Annotated in this window: 16 protein-coding genes; 7 read left to right on the top strand and 9 right to left on the bottom strand. The window is 72.3% G+C overall.

The window, feature by feature from the left end:
* Positions 1-21 precede the first annotated feature (21 nt).
* The 5 genes from AB0P03_RS34980 to AB0P03_RS34960 form a co-directional block, all read right to left on the bottom strand.
* On the bottom strand, positions 22-507 hold the full coding sequence (locus AB0P03_RS34980; RefSeq protein WP_363587239.1) for a GerMN domain-containing protein: 486 nt from the start codon (positions 505-507) through the stop codon (positions 22-24).
* A complete protein-coding gene (locus tag AB0P03_RS34975; RefSeq protein WP_363587240.1) occupies positions 504-2,096 on the bottom strand; it encodes a HAMP domain-containing sensor histidine kinase in 1,593 nt (530 codons plus the stop codon). The genes AB0P03_RS34980 and AB0P03_RS34975 overlap by 4 nt, the downstream gene beginning before the upstream one ends.
* Positions 2,093-2,788, bottom strand: a complete 696-nt coding sequence (locus AB0P03_RS34970; RefSeq protein WP_363587241.1) for a response regulator transcription factor — start codon at positions 2,786-2,788, stop codon at positions 2,093-2,095. Before AB0P03_RS34970 ends, AB0P03_RS34975 begins: the two co-directional genes overlap by 4 nt.
* Positions 2,789-3,056: 268 nt before the next feature.
* Positions 3,057-4,229: an ATP-binding protein gene (locus AB0P03_RS34965; RefSeq protein WP_363587256.1), complete on the bottom strand. Its 1,173-nt coding sequence runs from the start codon at positions 4,227-4,229 to the stop codon at positions 3,057-3,059.
* Positions 4,230-4,318: 89 nt separating this feature from the next.
* Positions 4,319-4,984, bottom strand: a complete 666-nt coding sequence (locus AB0P03_RS34960; protein WP_363587242.1) for a response regulator transcription factor — start codon at positions 4,982-4,984, stop codon at positions 4,319-4,321.
* 203 nt (positions 4,985-5,187) lie between these two features.
* On the opposite strand from AB0P03_RS34960, the gene AB0P03_RS34955 reads away from it, so the two are divergent.
* The 5 genes from AB0P03_RS34955 (at position 5,188) to AB0P03_RS34935 (ending at position 9,419) form a co-directional block, all read left to right on the top strand.
* Positions 5,188-5,691 (top strand): hypothetical protein, encoded by a 504-nt coding sequence (locus AB0P03_RS34955; RefSeq protein ID WP_363632607.1) that lies wholly within the window; start codon positions 5,188-5,190, stop codon positions 5,689-5,691.
* A complete protein-coding gene (locus AB0P03_RS34950; protein ID WP_363632605.1) occupies positions 5,681-6,772 on the top strand; it encodes a peptidoglycan-binding protein in 1,092 nt (363 codons plus the stop codon). The genes AB0P03_RS34955 and AB0P03_RS34950 overlap by 11 nt, the downstream gene beginning before the upstream one ends.
* The gene (locus tag AB0P03_RS34945) at positions 6,769-7,479 is read left to right on the top strand and encodes an ABC transporter ATP-binding protein (RefSeq protein ID WP_363632604.1); all 711 of its coding nucleotides are present in this window, start codon (positions 6,769-6,771) and stop codon (positions 7,477-7,479) included. Before AB0P03_RS34950 ends, AB0P03_RS34945 begins: the two co-directional genes overlap by 4 nt.
* The gene (locus AB0P03_RS34940; protein ID WP_363632602.1) at positions 7,476-8,672 is read left to right on the top strand and encodes an ABC transporter permease; all 1,197 of its coding nucleotides are present in this window, start codon (positions 7,476-7,478) and stop codon (positions 8,670-8,672) included. The genes AB0P03_RS34945 and AB0P03_RS34940 overlap by 4 nt, the downstream gene beginning before the upstream one ends.
* Before the next feature lie 204 nt (positions 8,673-8,876).
* Positions 8,877-9,419 (top strand): nitroreductase/quinone reductase family protein, encoded by a 543-nt coding sequence (locus tag AB0P03_RS34935; protein WP_363632601.1) that lies wholly within the window; start codon positions 8,877-8,879, stop codon positions 9,417-9,419.
* A gap of 567 nt (positions 9,420-9,986) precedes the next feature.
* Here the strand turns inward: AB0P03_RS34935 and AB0P03_RS34930 are convergent.
* Positions 9,987-11,648 carry a hypothetical protein gene (locus AB0P03_RS34930; protein WP_363632599.1) on the bottom strand — a complete coding sequence of 554 codons (1,662 nt, stop codon included), beginning with the start codon at positions 11,646-11,648 and terminating at the stop codon, positions 9,987-9,989.
* A gap of 1,317 nt (positions 11,649-12,965) precedes the next feature.
* On the opposite strand from AB0P03_RS34930, the gene AB0P03_RS34925 reads away from it, so the two are divergent.
* Complete coding sequence (locus tag AB0P03_RS34925; RefSeq protein WP_363587249.1) at positions 12,966-14,129, top strand: protein-L-isoaspartate O-methyltransferase; 1,164 nt, start codon at positions 12,966-12,968, stop codon at positions 14,127-14,129.
* Between the two features lie 314 nt (positions 14,130-14,443).
* On the opposite strand, the gene AB0P03_RS34920 is transcribed toward AB0P03_RS34925, so the two are convergent.
* Positions 14,444-14,743, bottom strand: a complete 300-nt coding sequence (locus tag AB0P03_RS34920) for a hypothetical protein (protein ID WP_363587250.1) — start codon at positions 14,741-14,743, stop codon at positions 14,444-14,446.
* Positions 14,744-15,097: 354 nt separating this feature from the next.
* Positions 15,098-15,244 carry a hypothetical protein gene (locus tag AB0P03_RS34915; protein WP_363587251.1) on the bottom strand — a complete coding sequence of 49 codons (147 nt, stop codon included), beginning with the start codon at positions 15,242-15,244 and terminating at the stop codon, positions 15,098-15,100.
* 175 nt (positions 15,245-15,419) lie between these two features.
* Here AB0P03_RS34915 and AB0P03_RS34910 point away from each other — a divergent pair, with 175 nt between their 5' ends.
* Positions 15,420-17,129 carry an FAD-dependent oxidoreductase gene (locus AB0P03_RS34910; protein WP_363632597.1) on the top strand — a complete coding sequence of 570 codons (1,710 nt, stop codon included), beginning with the start codon at positions 15,420-15,422 and terminating at the stop codon, positions 17,127-17,129.
* On the opposite strand, the gene AB0P03_RS34905 is transcribed toward AB0P03_RS34910, so the two are convergent.
* Entirely contained in the window at positions 17,113-18,162 is a 1,050-nt protein-coding gene (locus tag AB0P03_RS34905) for a polyprenyl synthetase family protein (RefSeq protein WP_363587253.1), read from the bottom strand. The genes AB0P03_RS34910 and AB0P03_RS34905 overlap by 17 nt on opposite strands.
* Positions 18,163-18,266: the final 104 nt, after the last annotated feature.

Below are 18,266 nucleotides of genomic sequence, written 5' to 3'. Positions count from 1 at the left end.
CCAGGTCGGGTTCCGTCGGCTTCAGCCGGTGTGGTGGAGGTCGCACTGCGCGAAGACCGGTCCGGGGGCGTCGCTGCTGACCACGGCGATCCGGGGGGCGGTCGCGGTGGTCGCGGGGGCGTCCTCGGCGGTGCAGACCAGCTGCTGGATGGCGTAGGGGCTCAGCGCGGAGGTCGGCCAGGACAGGCGCAGGGTGACGGTGCCGTCCTCGCCGGCGGCGGTGACCTTGCCGGAGGCGGGCAGGGCGGTGCCGAGACCGGTGTGCTGCTCCGTCTGGGTGGGGCCTGCCATGAGGGCGTCCAGGGTCTGCTGGAGGCCTTCGCGTTCGGTGCCCGGCCTGATCGTCAGGCGGATTCCCTGGGGGCTGAGGAAGTACAGCCGGGTGCCGGACTCGATCCCGGTGGCGGGCTTGCCCGACTTCACCGCGCCCGCCGTGTCGGGGATCGCGCAGCCGCAGGCCGTGAGGAGCAGCGCCGCTGCGGCGGTCGAGCGGAGGCGGATGGTCATGGGGCGTCCTTCGTCAGGGGTCCGCGGGGCAGGACGAGGGTGAACACCGCGCCGCTGCCGGGGGCGTTGGCGGCCTCGATGAAGCCGCCGTGCAGGCGGGCGTTCTCCTGGGCGATGGCCAGGCCGAGCCCGCTGCCCTCGGAGCGGGTGCGGGCCCTGTCGGCCTTGTAGAAGCGGTCGAACAGGTGCGGGAGTTCGGCGGGCGGGATGCCCGGGCCGCGGTCGGTGACGGTCAGCACCAGGTCGGATCCCGGCCGCGGGTCACGGGTGGTGAGGGTGAGGCGTACGGGCGGGCGGCCGTGGCGCAGGGCGTTGCCGGCCAGATTGGCGACGATGACGTCGAAGCGGCGTGCGTCGAGGCGGACGGGCAGGGCGGCGGGCAGGTCCAGCTCGATCCGGTCGCTCCAGCCGCGCAGGTCGAGGGTGGCGCGTACGGCTTCCGCGGCGTCCACGTCCTCGGTGCGCAGCGGGGCGGCGCCGGCGTCCATGCGGGAGATCTCGATGAGGTCGTTGACCAGGCGGGTGAGGCGGCCGGTCTCGTTGCTGATCATGCGCAGGGCGGTCGCGGTGTCGGCGGGCAGGTGTTCGGCGTCCTCGTCGAGGATGTCGGTGACGGCGGCCATGGCGGCCAGCGGGGTGCGCAGTTCGTGGGAGACGTCGGCGGCGAACCGGCGGCCCTGGCTCTCGACCGCCCGAAGCTCCTCGATGGTGCCCTGGAGGGTGCGGGCGGTGTGGTTGAACGTCTTGGACAGCTGGGCGAGTTCGTCGTGACCGGAGACGGCGAGGCGGGTGTCGAGCCGTCCCTGGGCGAGGGCCTGGGCGGCGTCGCCCAGGGCGCGGACGGGGCGCAGGACCTGGCGGGTGGCGAGCAGGGCGAGTCCGGCGGCCAGTACGGCGGCGAACACGCCGGCGCCGGTGGCGGCGGCCAGCAGGGTGCTGGTGGCCTCCTGTTCGCGGTCCAGGGGCAGGAGGGCGTAGACGGTCAGCCCGGACAGGTCGCCGGCTCTTGCGGCCGGGGTGGCGGGGCCGGCGGTGGTGTGGGTGGTGTGGGTGACGGGGACGCCGACCGCGAGCCAGGAGTGCCCGTCGGCGGTGAATCGCTGGAAGGCGCCGTGGCCCGAGCCGACGGTGTCCTGGAGGGCGGCCGGGATGGTGACGGCGGCGGTCCACTCGGAGTGGGCGGCGCCGTAGCGGGCCAGGACGTGCCAGTCGCGGAAGCCGCCGGTGCCCGAGAGCCGGAGGGACAGGCGGTCGAGTTCGGCCTGGGTCGGGGGGAAGGGCAGGGCGGGGGCCAGGACGTCGACGCGGCGGCGCAGCTCGTCCAGGGCGGTGTCCTGGGTCAGGTCGAGGGTGGAGCCGGTGGCGGCCTGGTAGGTGAGTGCGGAGGTGGCCAGGGCGCTGACGGCGGCGGTGGCGACGAACGCGGCGAGCATCCGCGGACGCAGCCCCAGGACGGCCCGGCGCCACCGGAGGAAGCGGGAGGCGTCGGGGCGGTCCGGCCGGTCGTCGGCACGGGCGGTGCCGTTCGCGGCTCCGCGCGTCCGGGTTTCGGCCGAGGGGTGCTCCGGTGTGTGCGGCGGGGTGGTCACAGGGGGCCGAATCGGTAGCCGAAACCGCGCACGGTCTGGAGGTAGCGGGGCACGGAGGGGTCGTCCTCCAGCTTCGCGCGCAGCCGGTTCACCCCGGCGTCGACCAGGCGGATGTCCTCCTGGCGGCCCAGGCCCCAGACGGAGTCCAGCAGCTGCTCCCGGCTGAAGACCCGGCCCGGCGCGGCGGACAGCTCCAGCAGCAGGCGCAGCTCGCCGGGTGCCAGGGGCAGCGGGGTGCCGCGTTTGGCGACGGTCAGCGCGGCCCGGTCCAGCACCAGGTCGCCGTGCACCTCCCGCACCGCCTCGGCCACCCCGGGCGCGGGGGACACGTTGGTGGTGCGGCGCAGGACGGCCTTGATCCGGGCGTCGAGGACCCTGGACTGCGCGGGCTTGACCACGTAGTCGTCGGCCCCGTACTCCAGGCCGAGGACGGTGTCGATGTCGTCCCCTCGCGCGGTCAGCATGATCACCGGGACACTCCCGTGCGTGCGCAGCCGCCGGCACACCTCGAAGCCGTCGATCCCGGGCAGCATCAGATCCAGCACCACGATCTCCGGAGGCTCCCGGAACACCTGCTCCAGGCCGTCCTCGCCGGTGGCGGCCATCCGCACCTCGTGGCCCTGGCGGCGCAGGCCCAGGGCCAGCGCCTCGCGCACCGACGCGTCGTCCTCGATCAGCAGTACCCGTGACATATCCACCAGTATCCGGCCCTCCGACCTGCGCAGGAGGCCGTGGAGCAGGGATCGGTGAGGTTGTTGCGAAACGCTCATACGCAGCTCACAGGCCCGGAAACCGCGCGACGGACGGTGGTTCCGTCGCCGTGGCGACTCCGCCGAACAGTCGCCACCCCCGCCAACGCGTGAGGAACCCCACGTCCAACGGCTACACCTTCAGTTTCCCCGAGCAGTGCCCCCGCCCTGCGGATCTGCTGCTCCGCGCCCGGGCCCCCGGGCCGGCGGATCAGGTCGTGGGGAACTCGACCCGGACCCGCAGTCCGCCCGTGCCGGCGGGGACGGCGGTGACGACGGCGTGATGGGCGCGCGCGATGGAGGCGACGATGGACAGGCCCAGGCCCGCGCCCTCACCCGGGCTGTGCCGACGCTCCCGGAGGCGGCGGAAGGGCTCGAAGAGATAGGGGACGGTCTCCGGCGGCACCTGGGGACCGGTGTTGGCGACCTCCAGGACACCGTCGTGCACGCCGACCTCGACCCGGCCGCCGTCGTGGTTGTAGCGCAGGGCGTTGCCGACCAGGTTGCGCACCAGGTGTGCCAGCAGCACCGGATCACCCTCGACGGACACGGGGGCGGTGTCGGTCCGGACGGTGACGCGGTTCTCCCGGGCTTCCTGCGAGGCGTCGCACTCGGCGGCCACCGCGCGGGCCAGCTCGTCCAGTGCGACCGGTTCGCGCCGGTCCAGCCTCTGGTCGGAGACGGACAGCAACAGCAGGCCCTCGATGAGCCGTTCGCTGCTCTCGGAGACCTCGATCAGTTTGCGGCGGACCCGGGCGACGGCGGCCGGATCCTCGGTGGCCAGCCCGATTTCGGCCGCGGCCCGCTGCACCGCGAGCGGAGTCCGCAGTTCGTGCGCGGCGTTGGCCGCGAACCGCTGCTGCGCACCCACCAGTTGTTCCATGCGGTCGAGCATGGCGTCGAAGGTGTCGGCGAGCTGTTTGAGCTCGCCCGGGGGTGCGTCGAGGGCGATCCGCTCGTGCAGGTTCTCACCCGAGAGCCGCCGCGCCGTGTTGGTGATCACCGCCACCGGGCGCAGCACCCGCCCCGACATCCACCAGGCGAGCGCCACCGAGATGACGGCGAAGGCGGCCAGAGCGATCAGGGAGACGGTCAGCAGCTGGTTCTGGGCTGCCTGCTCGGCGGCCTGGGTGACGACCTTGACGGCCTGGAAGTGGGACTGTCCGCCGTCGGCGGGGGCGGTTCCGGGTGGAGCGTTCGCGGGTGAAGCGGTTCCCATCGTGAGGGATTTCGCCGCGGCGGGGTCCGGGGTCGCCAGTGTGGCCAGTCGCGGTTCGACGGCGACGGCCGTGCTGATCGAGGTGTACAGGCCCTCCCGGACCAGGAAGTTGACCAGGAAGATGAGCATGGCCCCGGCGAGGACGAGCAGCCCGCCGTAGAGCATGGTCAGCCGGCCCCGTTCCCCGCCCGGCAGCCGCGGGCGTGGTCGGCCGGGCAGCGGAGGCCGGTTCAGGCCGACCGAGGCGAAGCGCCTCATGCCGGGACGCCGATGCGGTAGCCGTGGCCGGGCACGGTGTCGATGACCGAGGGCTCGCCGAGCTTGGCGCGGAGTTTGCTGAGGACGACCCGAACCGCGTTGGTGCGGTATCCCATGTTCCGCTCCCACACCTGCTCGATCAGGTCATCACCGCAGACCACGGCGCCCTCGGCCTGCATCAGCACCTCCAGTACGCCGAACTCCTTGCGGGACAGGGCGAGGTAGCGGCCCTCCCGGAAGGCCTGGCGGCGAGCGGTGTCGAGGGTGATGCCCGCACGTTCGATGACCGGCGGAAGGGCGGGGTGGGTGCGGCGGCCGAGCGCCAGGACCCGGGCCAGCAGCTCCTCGTAGGCGAACGGCTTGGTGAGGTAGTCGTCCGCGCCCAGGTCCAGGCCGTCGACGCGGTCGCGGACGGTACCGGAGGCGGTGAGCATCAGCACCCGGGTCAGCAGCCGCTGCTCGACGACGCTCTGGCACACCTCGTCGCCGTGCGCCCCGGGCAGGTCGCGGTCGAGTACGAGCACGGCGTAGTCGGTGAGCCTCAGCCGCTCCAGCGCGTCGGCGCCGTTGTACACGACGTCGACGGCCAGGGCGTCGCGCCGCAATCCCTCGGCGATCATGTCCGCCAGGAATTCCTCGTCCTCCACGATCAGTACACGCATGACACCAGGTGTACCTGAGACCCACCTTTCGTCGCCGTAAAGGTCTCGGCTGACAGCGGCGAAATGCGGGTGCGTGCCAGCCTCTGCGTGGCCGGAGCGGTCGGCCACTCGTCATCGGCCACTCGTCATCGGCCACTGGTCATCGGCCACTCGTCATCGGCCACTGGTCATCGGCCACTCGTCATCGGACACGGAGGAATTCCATGCGGAACCACATGCGGAACCACAGGTACGGCGCGGCGGCCGCGCTGGTGGCGGGGATCGCGCTGTTCGCCACGGCCTGCGGCGGAGGCGCCACGGGCTCCGGCGGGGGCGGCGGCTCGGACTCGTCGGGCACGGGCGCGGCGGCGGACCAGGCCTACGAGCACCGTAAGTGTCTGCGCGAACACGGCGCCCAGGTGAAGGAGCCCGAGCCGGGCCAGGACCCGCGGGCCATGGTCCTGGAGGGCGGCCAGGACAAGATGGCGGAAGCCCTCAAGGCCTGCGGGGGAGTCGGTGGCGCGGGTGGCGCGAAGATGTCCCAGGCCGACAAGGACAAGGCCCTCGAATTCGCCCGGTGCATGCGCGGTAACGGTGTGGACATGCCGGACCCGAAGTTCGACGGCGACTCGGCGATGTCGGGATCGGCGATGAAGATCCCGGAGGGCGCCGAGAAGGACAGGTTCGACCAGGCGAACAAGGCGTGCAGTGGTCAGAATGCGCAGTGAGCGCGGGCGCAGCCGCCGGACGTACCTGATCGCCGTGCTGGCCACCTCGGTCACGCTGGCGGGCGGGGTCACGGCCCTCTCGCAGACCGGAGGCGGCGGCAACGCCGGCGTGGACCGCACGGACGGGCTGCCGCCGAGCACGGGCTCGGTGGAGCGGCAGGACCTGAGCAGTCGGACCAGGGTGGACGGGGTCCTCGGTTACGCCGAGGAGCGCCGGATCAACGCCGGTGTGCCGGGCACCCTCACCTGGCTCCCGGAGGCCGGCGCGGTGGTGAAACGCGACGGGGTTCTCTATGAGGTCGACGGCCGGAAGGTCCGGCTCATGGTCGGCGAGCGCCCGATGTACCGGACGCTGAAGGCCGGCGACGAGGGGCCGGACGTCAGACAGCTGAAGGAGAACCTCCGCGACCTGGGCTACGGCAAGGGGCTGGCCGCGGACGAGAAGTTCACCGCCGGTACGGCGGAAGCGGTCAAGCGCTGGCAGAAGGCCCACGGCCTGGCCCAGACCGGCGAGATCGGCCCCGAGCAGATCGTCTTCTCACCCGCTCCGGTGCGGATCAAGAAGAACGACGCGGCCGTCGGCGACCAGGCAGCTCCCGGCAAGCCGGTCCTCACCGCCACCGGCGCCGAACGGCAGGTGCAGATCAAGATCGAGGTCTCCCGGGCCGACCTCGCCAAGCCCAGCACCCGGGTCGAGGTCGACCTGCCCGGCGGCGCCAGGGCCAAGGGCAAGGTCGCCTCCGTGGACCGCACCATCGGTGAGGACGGCAAGGAGCAGGGCTCCCCGGACAAGCCCGCCAAGATCACCGCCCGGGTGGTATTCGACGACCCGGGGCAGGCGGAGGGCTTCGACCAGGCGCCCGTCACCGTCGAGCTCGAAGGCGAGGTCCACAAGGACGTGCTGACCGTACCGGTCAACGCACTGCTCGCGCTGTCCGGCGGGGGCTTCGGCGTCCAGGTCGTGGAGAACGGGAAGGTGCGCGAAGTCCCGGTCCAGCTCGGCATGTTCGGACAGGGCCGGGTCGAGGTCAGCGGGACCGACCTGACCGAGGGGATGAAGGTCGGGGTGCCCAAGTCATGAGCGCGGTGGTCGAGTTGAACCAGGTCACCAAGGAGTATCCGGGCGCGGTCACGGCGCTGCACGGAGTGGACCTGCGCATCGGACGCGGCGAACTGCTCGCCATCGTCGGCCCTTCGGGGTCGGGCAAGTCCACCCTGCTGCACATCGTCGGCACCCTGGACCGGCCCAGCGCCGGATCCGTCACCCTGGCGGGCCACGACGTCGCCGCCCTCTCCGACCGCAGGCTGTCCGCCCTGCGCGCCCGGCACATCGGCTTCGTCTTCCAGTCCTTCCACCTGGTGGCCGGGGTCAGCGCCCGGGACAACGTCGCCGAGGGCCTGCTCTACTCGGGCCTGCCGCGCGCCCAGCGCCGCAGGCGCGCGGCCCTGGCCCTGGAGCGGGTCGGGCTCGCGGACCGGATGCACCACCGTCCGCACGAGCTGTCGGGCGGCCAGCGGCAGCGGGTGGCCATCGCCCGGGCGGTGGTCGGCGAACCGGACCTGCTGCTGGCCGACGAGCCGACCGGCGCGCTGGACTCCGCCTCGAGCGAAGCGGTGATGGAGCTGCTCTACGACCTCAACGCCGAGGGTGCCACCATCGCGGTGATCACCCACGACGGCGAGATCGCCGACAGCCTGCCACGCCGGGTCCGCATCCGCGACGGCCGCGTCGTGGCGGATCTGCGCACCGGCGCCGCAGACCCGGCCGATCGGGGTGGGGAGCGATGAGTCGCACACGGCTCTCCCCGGCCCGGCTCGGCCCCCGCGACGTCCTCCACGTCGGCTCGGCCGGCCTGCGCACCCGGCCGCTGCGGGTGGTGCTGTCCGCGCTGGGCATCGCCATCGGCATCGCCACCATGATCGCGGTGGTCGGCATCTCCTCCTCCAGTAAGGCCCAACTCCTCAGGCAGCTCGATCAGTTGGGAACCAACCTGCTGGTGGCATCCCCTGGGCAGGGGCTGTTCGGCGAGAAGGTGAAGCTGCCCGAGGAGTCGATCGGCATGCTGAGCCGCGTCCCCGGGGTCGAGCAGGTCGGCGCGACCGGGGACCTGGCGCAGTCCGTCAGACGCAGTGAGAAGATCCCCAACGACGAAACCGGCGGCATCACCGTGAAGGCCGCCACCGAAGGACTGCTGGACGTCGTGCGCGGCGCGGTCGGCTCGGGCACCTGGCTCAACGAGGCCAACGGGCGCTACCCGTCGACGGTTCTCGGACACGTCGCGGCCCGGCGCCTGGGCATCGCCGCCCCGGGCCAGCAGGTCCACATCGGCGGCCAGTACTTCACCGTCATCGGCATCCTCGACCCGCTGCCGCTGGCTCCCGAGATCGAACGGGCCGCCCTGGTCGGCTGGGACGGCGCCGGCGCGCTGCTGGGCTTCGACGGCCACCCGACCCAGATCTACGAACGGTCGACGGACCAGACGGTCGGCGCCGTCCGCGCGCTGATCCCACGCACCGTCGACCCGCAGAACCCGCACAACGTGCAGGTCACCGACCCCTCCTCGGCACTCCAGGCCAAGGCCGCCACCGAGGGGGCGTTCACCGACCTCCTGCTCGGACTGGGCGGGGTGGCACTCCTGGTCGGCGGCGTCGGGGTCGCCAACACGATGATCATCTCAGTGCTGGAGAGGCGCCACGAGATCGGACTGCGCCGCTCCCTGGGCGCCACCAGGGGCCAGATCCGTCTCCAGTTCGTGACGGAGTCCCTCCTGCTCTCCGGACTGGGTGGGCTGGCCGGCGTGGCCCTGGGCGCGGCCGCCACCTACGCCTTCGCCGCCTCGGGCGGCCTGCCCTGGGTGATCCCCTTGTGGGCCGTCACCGGGGGCTTCGCCGCCACCTTGCTCATCGGTACGGTCGCAGGCCTCTACCCGGCCGTCCGGGCCTCCCGACTCTCCCCGACCCTCGCCCTCCACGCCGGCTAGCGGGCGGCACGGCGTGGGGTGCTCCTGGGAGCCGATCCACCCGACCTGCCCAGAACGTGTCCGGCCCCGACGTCTCCGTCGGGGCCGGACACGTTCTGCACAGCAATGAGGCCGGCCGGACCGGCACAGCTTCGATCCGACCGGCCCCATCGGGTCAGTTGACCTCTGTTACTTGACCTCTGTCACTGCGCCACCGAGGACTCGATGCCGACGCCGTCCTGCACGCCGACGAGTCGATCCGTGGGCAACTGGTCAAGGGCGCGATCCTTGAGAAGGACCAGAGCACGGGCGGGCAGAACTCGCCGCTGGGCTGCCCCACCACCCGAGAAGCCCCCTGACCAGCCTCGATGGCCGCGCGGGCAGCCGGTCGAAAGCCGCGAGGAATCCTGCCGCCCGGCTGCTGCCGCGCAGGGTGGATACGGAGAGTGCTGGATCACGGTGGTCGGCCCGCACGTCACGCGACAGGTCCAGGTCCAGGTCCAGGTGCTGGAGCGGCGCGACCTCGTCCGTCGCGTCGGCGCGCCCAAGAATCCGACCTGGTACCACAACCTGGTCGCGCATCCGCGGGTCGAGCTCCAGGACGGCGGCGTGCGCCAGGACATGACGGCCCGCGAGGTCGAGGGCGCGGAGCGGGAGCTGTGGTGGTCCCGCGCGGTCGAGGTCTGGCCGGACTACGCCGAATACCAGACGAAGACGGACCGGGTGGTCCCTGTCTTCGTGTTGGAGCCGGAGACCGCCGGCCGTTGACCCCGAACGGCTCGGGCGGGACCCGGACGGTCAGAAATCGCCCACCCGCCCGAGCCCTTCGACCTGCCGTGCCGAATCGTCGTACCTGCGAGGGTCTTCGAAAATACCGGCTGGGGTGTTTTTCCCTGCGGCGATAACGCGGACGGGAGTCCGGTCGGCGCTACCTGCGACCCGCCGGCCACTTCGGGGCGGTGCCCGCCTCCCGCTCCTTCCTTCCCTCCCTCCCTCCCTGCTGCGCGGACCCACCGGCGCAGCCGAGCCCTCGCCGCCGGAACAGACCACCCCACCGGCCGTCGACGTCATGGCGTAGCCCCGCGCGCTGTCGGCGGCCGCTACCGGCACCGTGGAGGGAGGCTTCCCGGGCTCGAACCCCCGAGCGGGTCCGGGAAGCCGTACCAACGGCAACGGCCTCAGCACAATGCCCTCTCGCTGGGGGGCAGCCGGAACTTCTGGCTCGATTCCGCCGCCGATGCCTTGCTCTGCGGGCGGGGTTCCGCCCGTCCACGCCGGACGGCCCGGCCCTCATGAGGAGGGCCGGGCCGTTGCGATCTCGGTTCGGGTGGTGGGTCAGCTGGCGGGGGTGCCGACGATGTTGGTGAGGTCGACGGTGGCCCATTGGCCGTTGGGTTGGAGGGCGGTGAGGCTGAGGTGTCCGCCGTCGGTCGAGCCGCGGGAGTAGATGGCGAGGGTGCCGTCGGGGTCGGTGGTGGCGCTGAGGGCGCCGTCGGTTACCGGGGTGCCGACTTTGTTGGTGAGGTCGGTGGTGGCCCAGTGGTTGGCGGTGTCCTTGTAGGTGATCTGCAGGTGGCCGTTGGCGGCGTTGGCACTGACCACGCCGGTGACACCGTTCTTCATGGTGAAAGCACTGGGCGCGCCACCCGCCGAGACCGGGGTACCGACGACGTTCGTGAGGTCGACCGTTGCCCACTGGCCGTTCGCATACCTGGCGGTCCCCTGGAGATGACCGTCGACACTGCGGGAGTAGATCATGAGGGTGCCGTCGGAGTCGGTCGTGGCACTGAGCGCGCCGTCGGTGGCCGGTGTGCCGGCCTGGTTGGCGAGGTCGGTGGTCGCCCACTGGCCGGCGGCGTCCTTGTAGGTGATCTGCAGGTGGCCGTTGGCGGCATTCGCGCTGGCCACACCGACGGTCCCGTTCTTCTGGGTGAAGGTCGCGGGCGCCCCACCCGCCGATATCGGGGTGCCGACGACGTTGGTGAGGTCGACGGTGGCCCAACTCCCGTTCGGCTGGAGAGCGGTGAGACTCAGATGCCCGCCATCGTTCGAACCACGGGAATAGATCGCGAGAGTGCCATCGGGATCCGTCGTGGCACGGACCGCACCCCCGGTGACCGGCGTACCGACCTGGTTGGTGAGGTCGCTGGTGGCCCACTTGTCGGCGGCGTCGCGATACGTGATCTGCAGGTGGCCGTTGGCGGCGTTGGCACTGGCCACGCCGGTGACACCGTTCTTCATCGCGAACGCACTCGGCGCGCCACCCGCCGAAATCGGAGTGCCCACGACATTGGTGAGGTCGACGGTCGCCCACTTGTCGGTCGGATACCTGGCAGTCCCCTGAAGATGACCGTCGACGCTGCGGGTGAAGGTGTAGGCCGTGCCGTCGACACCACTCACCGAACTACCGTCACCAACCGCCGGCACCCACGCCGAACCCGGCGCCGGGTCGTTGACGACGTTCTTGTAGCGCAGTGCCTTGTAGTCGCCGTTCGGGTGCGAGTCGAGGGACGCGGCGTTGATCGAGACCCCGGTCCGGTGCTTCACCGGTGTGCTGCCGAAGGAGTAGTACGAGAAGGTGGTGCGGGCGGCGTCGTCCCACTTCTCGAAGAGGATGACGTGGTCGTAGTACGAGTTCAGGATGTCGCCCGGCATCAGATCGCTGCGGCTGATCTGGTAGGTGAAGCTGTCCGCGAGGCCCTGCGTGTTGGCGCTGGTGCCGAGGTGCCAGGCCATCGAGACATAGCCCGAGCAATCCGTGCGGTAGGAGCGGCCGGAGGAGTCCGGGTACGAGCCGCCCTGGTCGTAGCCGATGGACTTGCCGTACCAGTACTGGGCACGGGCGAGGATCTCCGATCGGGTGATCTGGCCGCCGACCGAGGAGGTCGTCGCCGCGTACGAACTCCCGGCGGTGACGGCCGTGACGACCACGGCACCGGAGGCGGCGATGGCGGCGGCGAGCGTGACGCGCAGCAGCTTGGAGGCGTTCGAAGGCATGACAGCTCCAGCAGGCATGACAGCTCCAGCAGGGAGGAAGGGGTGGGATCGGGCCGTGCGTGGCGCTGAGCGCACACCGGGAGGTGACGGCTGCCCTGCAGGAGCAGCGGTCGGTGACACCTGGTCCGGTGTGCTGCCCCGGGCAGGTGCTCCCTGGCGGCGGTCACCAGTCTCACCACCGGTCAGGAGCCTCGAAAGGACCTTGGGCAGGCCGGAACCGGCCAGGCCCGTTCCGGCCTGCCCGCTCGTTCTCCTTCACCGGGTTCCGGCCAAGTGCTGCTCTACAGTGCGTCGTTGAGTGGCGTTGATCAGGAGGCGAGTCCAGTGAGGCAGAGGTCGCCCGCGCAGTCGAGGGCTGCACGGACCTCTCCCGACTCCACGGTGAGCTCGGTGAGCTCGGCGAACGCGGCGCACGCCGCCGCACCCTGCGCGACTACGTCCTTCCACCGCATCCCGGCCGCCGGTCCGGGGCGACCACACCCCCGACGGCACGGCCTCCCTCGCCCCGCGAAGCCACCCGCTGGATCATGGGCCACCCCGGCCACCTGCGCGAGGATGACCAGCAGCAGCTGAAAGCACTGCTCGCCCGTTCACCCGGGCTCACGGCCGCCGCCGGTCGCGTCCGCACCTTCGTGATCATCACGACCAACCGCGAAGGCGACAAGCTGCGGCACTGGATCGCCAACGTCTGCGCGGACGAGCAGGCCGGCCCGGCCGAGATGGAAGGTCGGGCCCAACTGCCCCGCGCTGGAGCCGTGGTGGAAAGCAGTGAGGCCCAAAACGCCTGTATCGGATGCCCCTACTTCTGGTGGACCCAGCCCAGATGCCACGCCTTCAGGAGATCCACGCCAACCTCGTCGACCGCCTCCAGGGGGCAAAGGAGCAGGGATGGTTCGGCGAGGTCGCCGCCATCGAGACACCCTGGCCGCCGCCGCGCAGAAGCTGGAGGCCATGTGCGAGCGTGCAGCGCAACCGTCTACCGTCCACCTCGGGATGCCCGACCTCCGTCGGGACGCCGACCGGAGCAGCGCCGATTCGGAGGACTGAGCGTCGACCGCTGGAACCCAAGACCCGTGGGCGCGGCGGACGCTCTCGTGCGCGCCCCGTGGGTGCTCCTGCACGCCGTCTACCGCGTGGCGTGGAGGTGCGCGAGGATGGGCGGCCGACCGTGTCCGGCACACGACCGAAGGGGCAGCAAAATGGGTGAGCACGAGAAGCCGCCGCCGGATCCTCAGAAGGGCACGCCGCCTCCCAACAACGCCGACGGCGAGGTCCCTCCGGCTCCGCCGTCCGACGGCAAGCACCGCAAGTAGAACCGTGGCTGACGAGGACTTGGCCGGGCGCCGGGCGCGCCTGGACGCGGAGATGGAGCGGTGCGGGGCGTGGCCGGCCGCTTCGCCGTGGCTGCGTGGCGCCTTCACCGCGCTGCCGCGCGACGCGTTCGCGCCGGACCGGCTGTGGCGGTGGGACAACCGGGCCTACGTGCCGCTCGACCGCTCGGCGGATCCGGACGGCTGGGCGGCCGAGTTGTACTCCGGCGTCTACTCCGCGGCCGTCACCCAGCTCGACGGCGGCCGGCCGTCCTCGTCGCTGTCCGCGCCCTCGGTGGTGGCGGACATGCTGGACAGCCTCAGGGTGGAGCCGGGGCACCGGGTGTGGGACGTCGGTACCGGCCAGGGCTGGACGGCGGCGCTGGCCGCCTGGCGGGCCGGGCCCGGCCTGGTCGTGACCACCGAGGTGGACGGGTACCTGGCCGAATCCGCGCGCGCCCGCCTCGCGGCCGCCGGACTCGACGCCGAGGTCACCCTGGGCAACGGCACCCGCAGCGGCCCGCCCGGCGGCGTCCCGGTCGACCGGCTCCACGCCACTTACGCCGTGGAGACCGTCCCCTGGTCCTGGGTGGCGGCGGTACGGCCGGGCGGACGGATCGTCTATCCCTGGGGGCGGCTGGGCCACGTCGCCCTGACCGTGGCCGACGACGGACGGTCCGCCACAGGATGGGTCCAGGGCCTGGCCCAGTTCATGGGCGACCGGCACGGCCCGGCACAGCCGAGCACCGGCAGCGCCGCCTTCGCGCAGGTGCGCGGCGGTACCGAGCCCGAGACCCGCCAGGCGCTGGACCGTGACTCGCAACTGCTGGACGACTGGGACCTGCGGTTCGCCCTGCGGGTGGCCGTGCCGGACGCTGTGGTGCTCACCGCCCGGGACGACGACGGCCTCAACGCCTGGATCCACGACGGCACCCGGTCGTGGGCGACGGTGACCGCGCGCGGTGACGGCGAGGCGCCGCTGCTTCTTCAGGGCGGACCGCGCCGCCTCGGGGACGAGGTGGTCGCCGCCTGGACCCGGTGGGAGGAACTCGGCCGGCCGGGCCGCTACGACTACGGGATCACCGTCACCCCTGAGGAGCAGTGGGCATGGCAGGGCGGCCCGGGCGGCCCCCGCTGGCCCATCGCGCAGGCAGCCCCGGCCGGACGCTGACCGGGGCGGCGCGGTGGGGACACCGTTGCAGCGCCCCGAGGGCCTACTCGGTGACGGCGCGTCCGGCGTCCCCCGGGCGACGGCCTCCGTTCCCCGGGCGAGGACGGCGGTGGTGAACGAGTCCAGCGGGGCGGGACCGGTCCTGGGGGGCTACCCGTCACGGACCGATTCGTCAGCGCTCGCCCCGTCGGCGTCAGCCGTTGGCTGACGGGCACATCCATCGGTCAAGGTCCGGTGGCACAGGACCTTCTGGAGGAACCGGAACTCCTGACAGGGCCGCGGCGGCCGTCCTCGACCACGGTTGCGGAAAACCCTCAGGCTCCGTGCTCCCGGACTGCCGCGATACCCGCCCGTACCTGTTCCAGTAGGGCTTCCAGGCCCTGTGCCTGCTGCCATTCCTCGGCCGAGTGGTGCCATGTGTGCTGCGTCGCCGGGGCTTCGGGCGGGCCGGCGACGATCTCGACGGTCCGCCTCCCCTTCCGGTCGGGGCCCGCGACCCGCAGGTTCGTGTTCCGGATGTGGAACCGCTTCGGAGAGCTGCCGAAGACCTCCAGGATCCGGCCGTCGAACGTGTAGAACTCTCTGCCTGCCCTGGCCGTGGTCTCGTCGGTCATGGGGTGGCGCTACAGGCGGGGACCCGCGGCTGCCAGGCCTCCGTTCGCCGGCAGGTCCGGGTTCGAGACCCGTGGACAGTCCAAAGGAATCCACGCGATCTCAACTCCTGCAAGCCGAAGGAAACTTGCAGAAGATGATCGTGTCCATCCCGTCGGACGACGACGAGCAGGCAGCCGTCGAGGGCGGCCAGGCAGCCCTTTGACCGGCTGCTCGACCGCCTCGCCGACACACCCACTCCAGTCGGCCCGATACCACGCGAACTGGACGTGCCGGTGACGGCCCGCGTCCCGCCACTCGTCGACGTCCGACAGGGCGAAAACGAGTGCGTGGCCACCCCGAGTTACCCGGCAGAGTCAAGCTGCGATGCCGGTCGTGGTCGGGGGATCGACGGTCTCGGGCGGACCGTAGTCGCTGAAAGCCATCGTGAAGGCGACCGGTGTTCCGTCTGTGGCCCATCGCTTCTCGGCGTAGCGGGTGCGGCCCTGCGTGTCGATCCACATGTCGAGGTCGATGCCGGCCCGGCGGCTCGGGCCGACAACGCGGCCGCGGGGTGCCGGGGGTCGCGGGGAAGGGCTTCGCCGGGGTGACGGCCACGACCTGCTCTATCGTTCCCGTACGGATCGGGTGGGACAGGTGGGACGGGTGAGCGGCCGTGGGCCGGGGAGGGGGTGTGCGGTGTCGGGGCGTTCGGGCCGGACGGTCACGGTGTTGGGCGGTGGGGTGGCCGGGCTGACGGCGGCCATGGAGCTGGCGGAGCGCGGCTTCGAGGTGACCGTGGTGGAGCCCTCCGGGTGGGGCGGGAAGGCCCGTAGTGCCTCGGTTCCGGGGACGGGTACCGGCGGGCGGCTCGACCTGCCCAGCGAGCACGGGTTCCGGTTCTTCCCCGGCTTCTACCGGAGCCTGCCGGACACGATGCGGCGGATCCCCCTCCCGGGATCGCCCTCGGGGGTGGAAGGCAACCTGCGGGAGGCACCGCAGATGCTGTCCGCCCGGTCGGGGAGGATCGGGGAGACGGTCTCCGACGTGTCCCTGGCCGCCGGTCCGAGGACGCCCCTGCAGATCCTGCGGGCCCGGGGCATGAAGCTGGGCGCCGGGGGAGAGCTGAACGAGGAACTGCTGTACTTCGCCAACCGGCTGCTCGTCTACATGACCAGCAGCGAGCAGCGGCGGCTGGGGCAGTGGGAGCAGATGTCGTGGTGGGACTTCACCGCCGCCGACGGCGCCTCCGAGGAGTACCGGAAGGTGTGCGTCGTCGGGGCGACCCGTACGGTCGTGGCGGCCAGGGCGGAGGTGTGCAGCGCGCACACCGTCGGGGGGTTCCTGGAGGCCTTCGGCTACGGCTTCCTCGGCCGGGGCGAGGCCCAGGCCGCCGACCGGGTCCTGAACGCCCCGACCAGCACCGCCTGGATCGACCCCTGGGTGCGGCACCTGGAGCGGCTGGGGGTGCGGCTCGAACTCGGTTGGCAGGTGGAGCGCCTGACGGTGCGGGGCCGCGCTGTCGCCGGCGCCGTCCTGCGCGGCCCGGGCGGCCGGCGGCGGGAAGCGGCCGCCGACTGGTACGTGTGCGCGCTCCCGGTCGACCGGATCGGGGCGCTGCTGGAGCGCGGCCTGGCCGAGGCGGACCCGGAGCTGAAGAAGACGGCGGACCTGCGCACCGACTGGATGGTCGGCCTGCAGTTCTACCTCACCGAGCCCACCCCGATCACCCGCGGCCACGTCATCTACCAGGACTCCCCGTGGGCCCTGACCTCCATCAGCCAGGCGCAGTTCTGGGACACCGACTTCCGCGCCACCTACGGCGACGGGACGGTGGCCGACTGCCTGTCGGTCGACATCTCCTCCTGGGACACCCCCGGAATCCTCTACGGCAAGCCGGCCCGCGACTGCACCCGGGCCGAGGTCGTCGCCGAGGTCTGGGCCCAGCTCGCCGACGCCCTCAACGACGGCCGCCGCCGGACCCTCCACGACGGCCTGCTCCACTCCTGGCACCTGGACCCGGCCGTCAAGAACCTCGACGGCCCCGGTCCCGCCACCAACGACGAGGCCCTGCTGATCAACACCACCGGCTCGTGGACGCTGCGCCCGCGGGCGCGGACGGCCGCGGTGAACCTGTTCATGGCCGGGGACTTCGTCCGCTGCCCGGTGAACCTGGCCACCATGGAGGGCGCGAACCAGAGCGGCCGGGCGGCGGCGAACGCGCTGCTGGAGGCCGCCGGGCACGGGGCCGAGCCGGCCGTGGTCCATGCCCTGTACGAGCCGCAGGAACTGCGCCGCCTGAAGGAGGTGGACGCCGCGCTCTACCGGCAGGGTCGTGCGCACATCCTCGACACCCCGGCGCCCTGGTCCTCCCGCGCCGGGGGCGACCGGTTCAGTGCGACCGGTTGACGATCAGTTCGCAGAGCGCGTCGAGGTCGGCGACGGCACCGGCCACCGCGCCGGGGCCGTCGGCGAGGCTCCGCAGACGGCGTCGGGCCCCGTCCGCGTGCTCGGCGGCGCGCTCCACCGTCCAGCGCCGGCCGCCGGCCTCCTCCACCAGCCGGGCCAGCTCCGCCTCCCCGGCCCGGCCAGGGCCGGCCGACAGCGCGTAGCGGCGGGTCAGTTCGTCGCCCGCCGCAGTGTTCGAGGCCATCGCGGCCACCACCGGCACCGAGAGCTTGCGGGCCCGCAGGTCCGCGAAGACCGGTTTGCCCGTGACCGCTTCGTCGCCCCAGATCCCCAGCAGGTCGTCCACCAGCTGGAACGCCATGCCCAGGTCGTGTCCGAACGCGGCCAGGGTCTCGACCTGCGCCGGCCCGCCGCCGCCGTAGAGGGCGCCCAGCCGACAGGCGCAGGAGATCAGCGACGCCGTCTTGCCCGACACCATCTCCAGGCACTCGGACAGCTCGACGCGGGGCGCGGCCTCGAACAGCACGTCCAGGCTCTCACCGACCGCGAGCTGGATGAGCGTGTCCAGCAGGGCCGTCGACGCTTCACCGGCGACGGCTTCACCGGCGAATGCTTCGCCGTCGGGGCCTGCGAGCACCTCGAACGCCAGCATCAGCAGTGCGTCGGCAGACCGGGTCGCCGCGCCCGGCCCGAACACCTCCCAGGCGGAGGCCCGGTGGCGACGGAGCGCGTCGCCGTCCAGGACGTCGTCGTACAGCAGCGACAGGTTGTGCACCATCTCCACCACCACGGCGGCGGGCACCGCCCGCTCCGGGTCCCCTCCCACCGCCCGGGCGCAGCCCAGTGCCAGGGCCGCTCGAACGTTCTTGCCGCCGTGCCGCCGGTGAGGGGATCCGTCGCGGGTCCATCCGAACTGGTAGGCCGCCACCTGCCCGACCGCGCCCTCCAACTGTCCGACCCAGCGCCGCAGGTGCGCCTCACAGGTGGCAGCCGCGTCCTTGAGGACCGATTCGGCCCGCGCACGATCCGACAACACCCACCCCTGCCTCCCACCCCTGCCTCCCGGCCCGGCCCGGCCCGGCCGCGCCCGGCGACCCGGCCGCCGCCCCACACCTTGGCGGCACCCGGGCGAGCCTA

This window comes from Kitasatospora sp. NPDC088779, assembly GCF_040685395.1.
In the GTDB taxonomy this organism is placed as follows: domain Bacteria; phylum Actinomycetota; class Actinomycetes; order Streptomycetales; family Streptomycetaceae; genus Kitasatospora.
The sequence above is the reverse complement of the archived record's forward strand: the minus strand, read 5'-3'. Positions and strand labels throughout refer to the sequence as shown.

Bases quoted from the DNA above. Each gene is read 5' to 3' on its own strand.
- AB0P03_RS34980 (WP_363587239.1), bottom strand. From the start codon at position 507: ATGACCATCCGCCTCCGCTCGACCGCCGCAGCGGCGCTGCTCCTCACG.
- AB0P03_RS34970 (WP_363587241.1), bottom strand. From the start codon at position 2,788: ATGTCACGGGTACTGCTGATCGAGGACGACGCGTCGGTGCGCGAGGCG.
- AB0P03_RS34965 (WP_363587256.1), bottom strand. From the start codon at position 4,229: ATGCTCTACGGCGGGCTGCTCGTCCTCGCCGGGGCCATGCTCATCTTC.
- AB0P03_RS34960 (WP_363587242.1), bottom strand. From the start codon at position 4,984: ATGCGTGTACTGATCGTGGAGGACGAGGAATTCCTGGCGGACATGATC.
- AB0P03_RS34955 (WP_363632607.1), top strand. From the start codon at position 5,188: ATGCGGAACCACATGCGGAACCACAGGTACGGCGCGGCGGCCGCGCTG.
- AB0P03_RS34950 (WP_363632605.1), top strand. From the start codon at position 5,681: ATGCGCAGTGAGCGCGGGCGCAGCCGCCGGACGTACCTGATCGCCGTG.
- AB0P03_RS34945 (WP_363632604.1), top strand. From the start codon at position 6,769: ATGAGCGCGGTGGTCGAGTTGAACCAGGTCACCAAGGAGTATCCGGGC.
- AB0P03_RS34940 (WP_363632602.1), top strand. From the start codon at position 7,476: ATGAGTCGCACACGGCTCTCCCCGGCCCGGCTCGGCCCCCGCGACGTC.
- AB0P03_RS34935 (WP_363632601.1), top strand. From the start codon at position 8,877: ATGCCGACGCCGTCCTGCACGCCGACGAGTCGATCCGTGGGCAACTGG.
- AB0P03_RS34930 (WP_363632599.1), bottom strand. From the start codon at position 11,648: ATGCCTTCGAACGCCTCCAAGCTGCTGCGCGTCACGCTCGCCGCCGCC.
- AB0P03_RS34920 (WP_363587250.1), bottom strand. From the start codon at position 14,743: ATGACCGACGAGACCACGGCCAGGGCAGGCAGAGAGTTCTACACGTTC.
- AB0P03_RS34915 (WP_363587251.1), bottom strand. From the start codon at position 15,244: ATGTGGATCGACACGCAGGGCCGCACCCGCTACGCCGAGAAGCGATGG.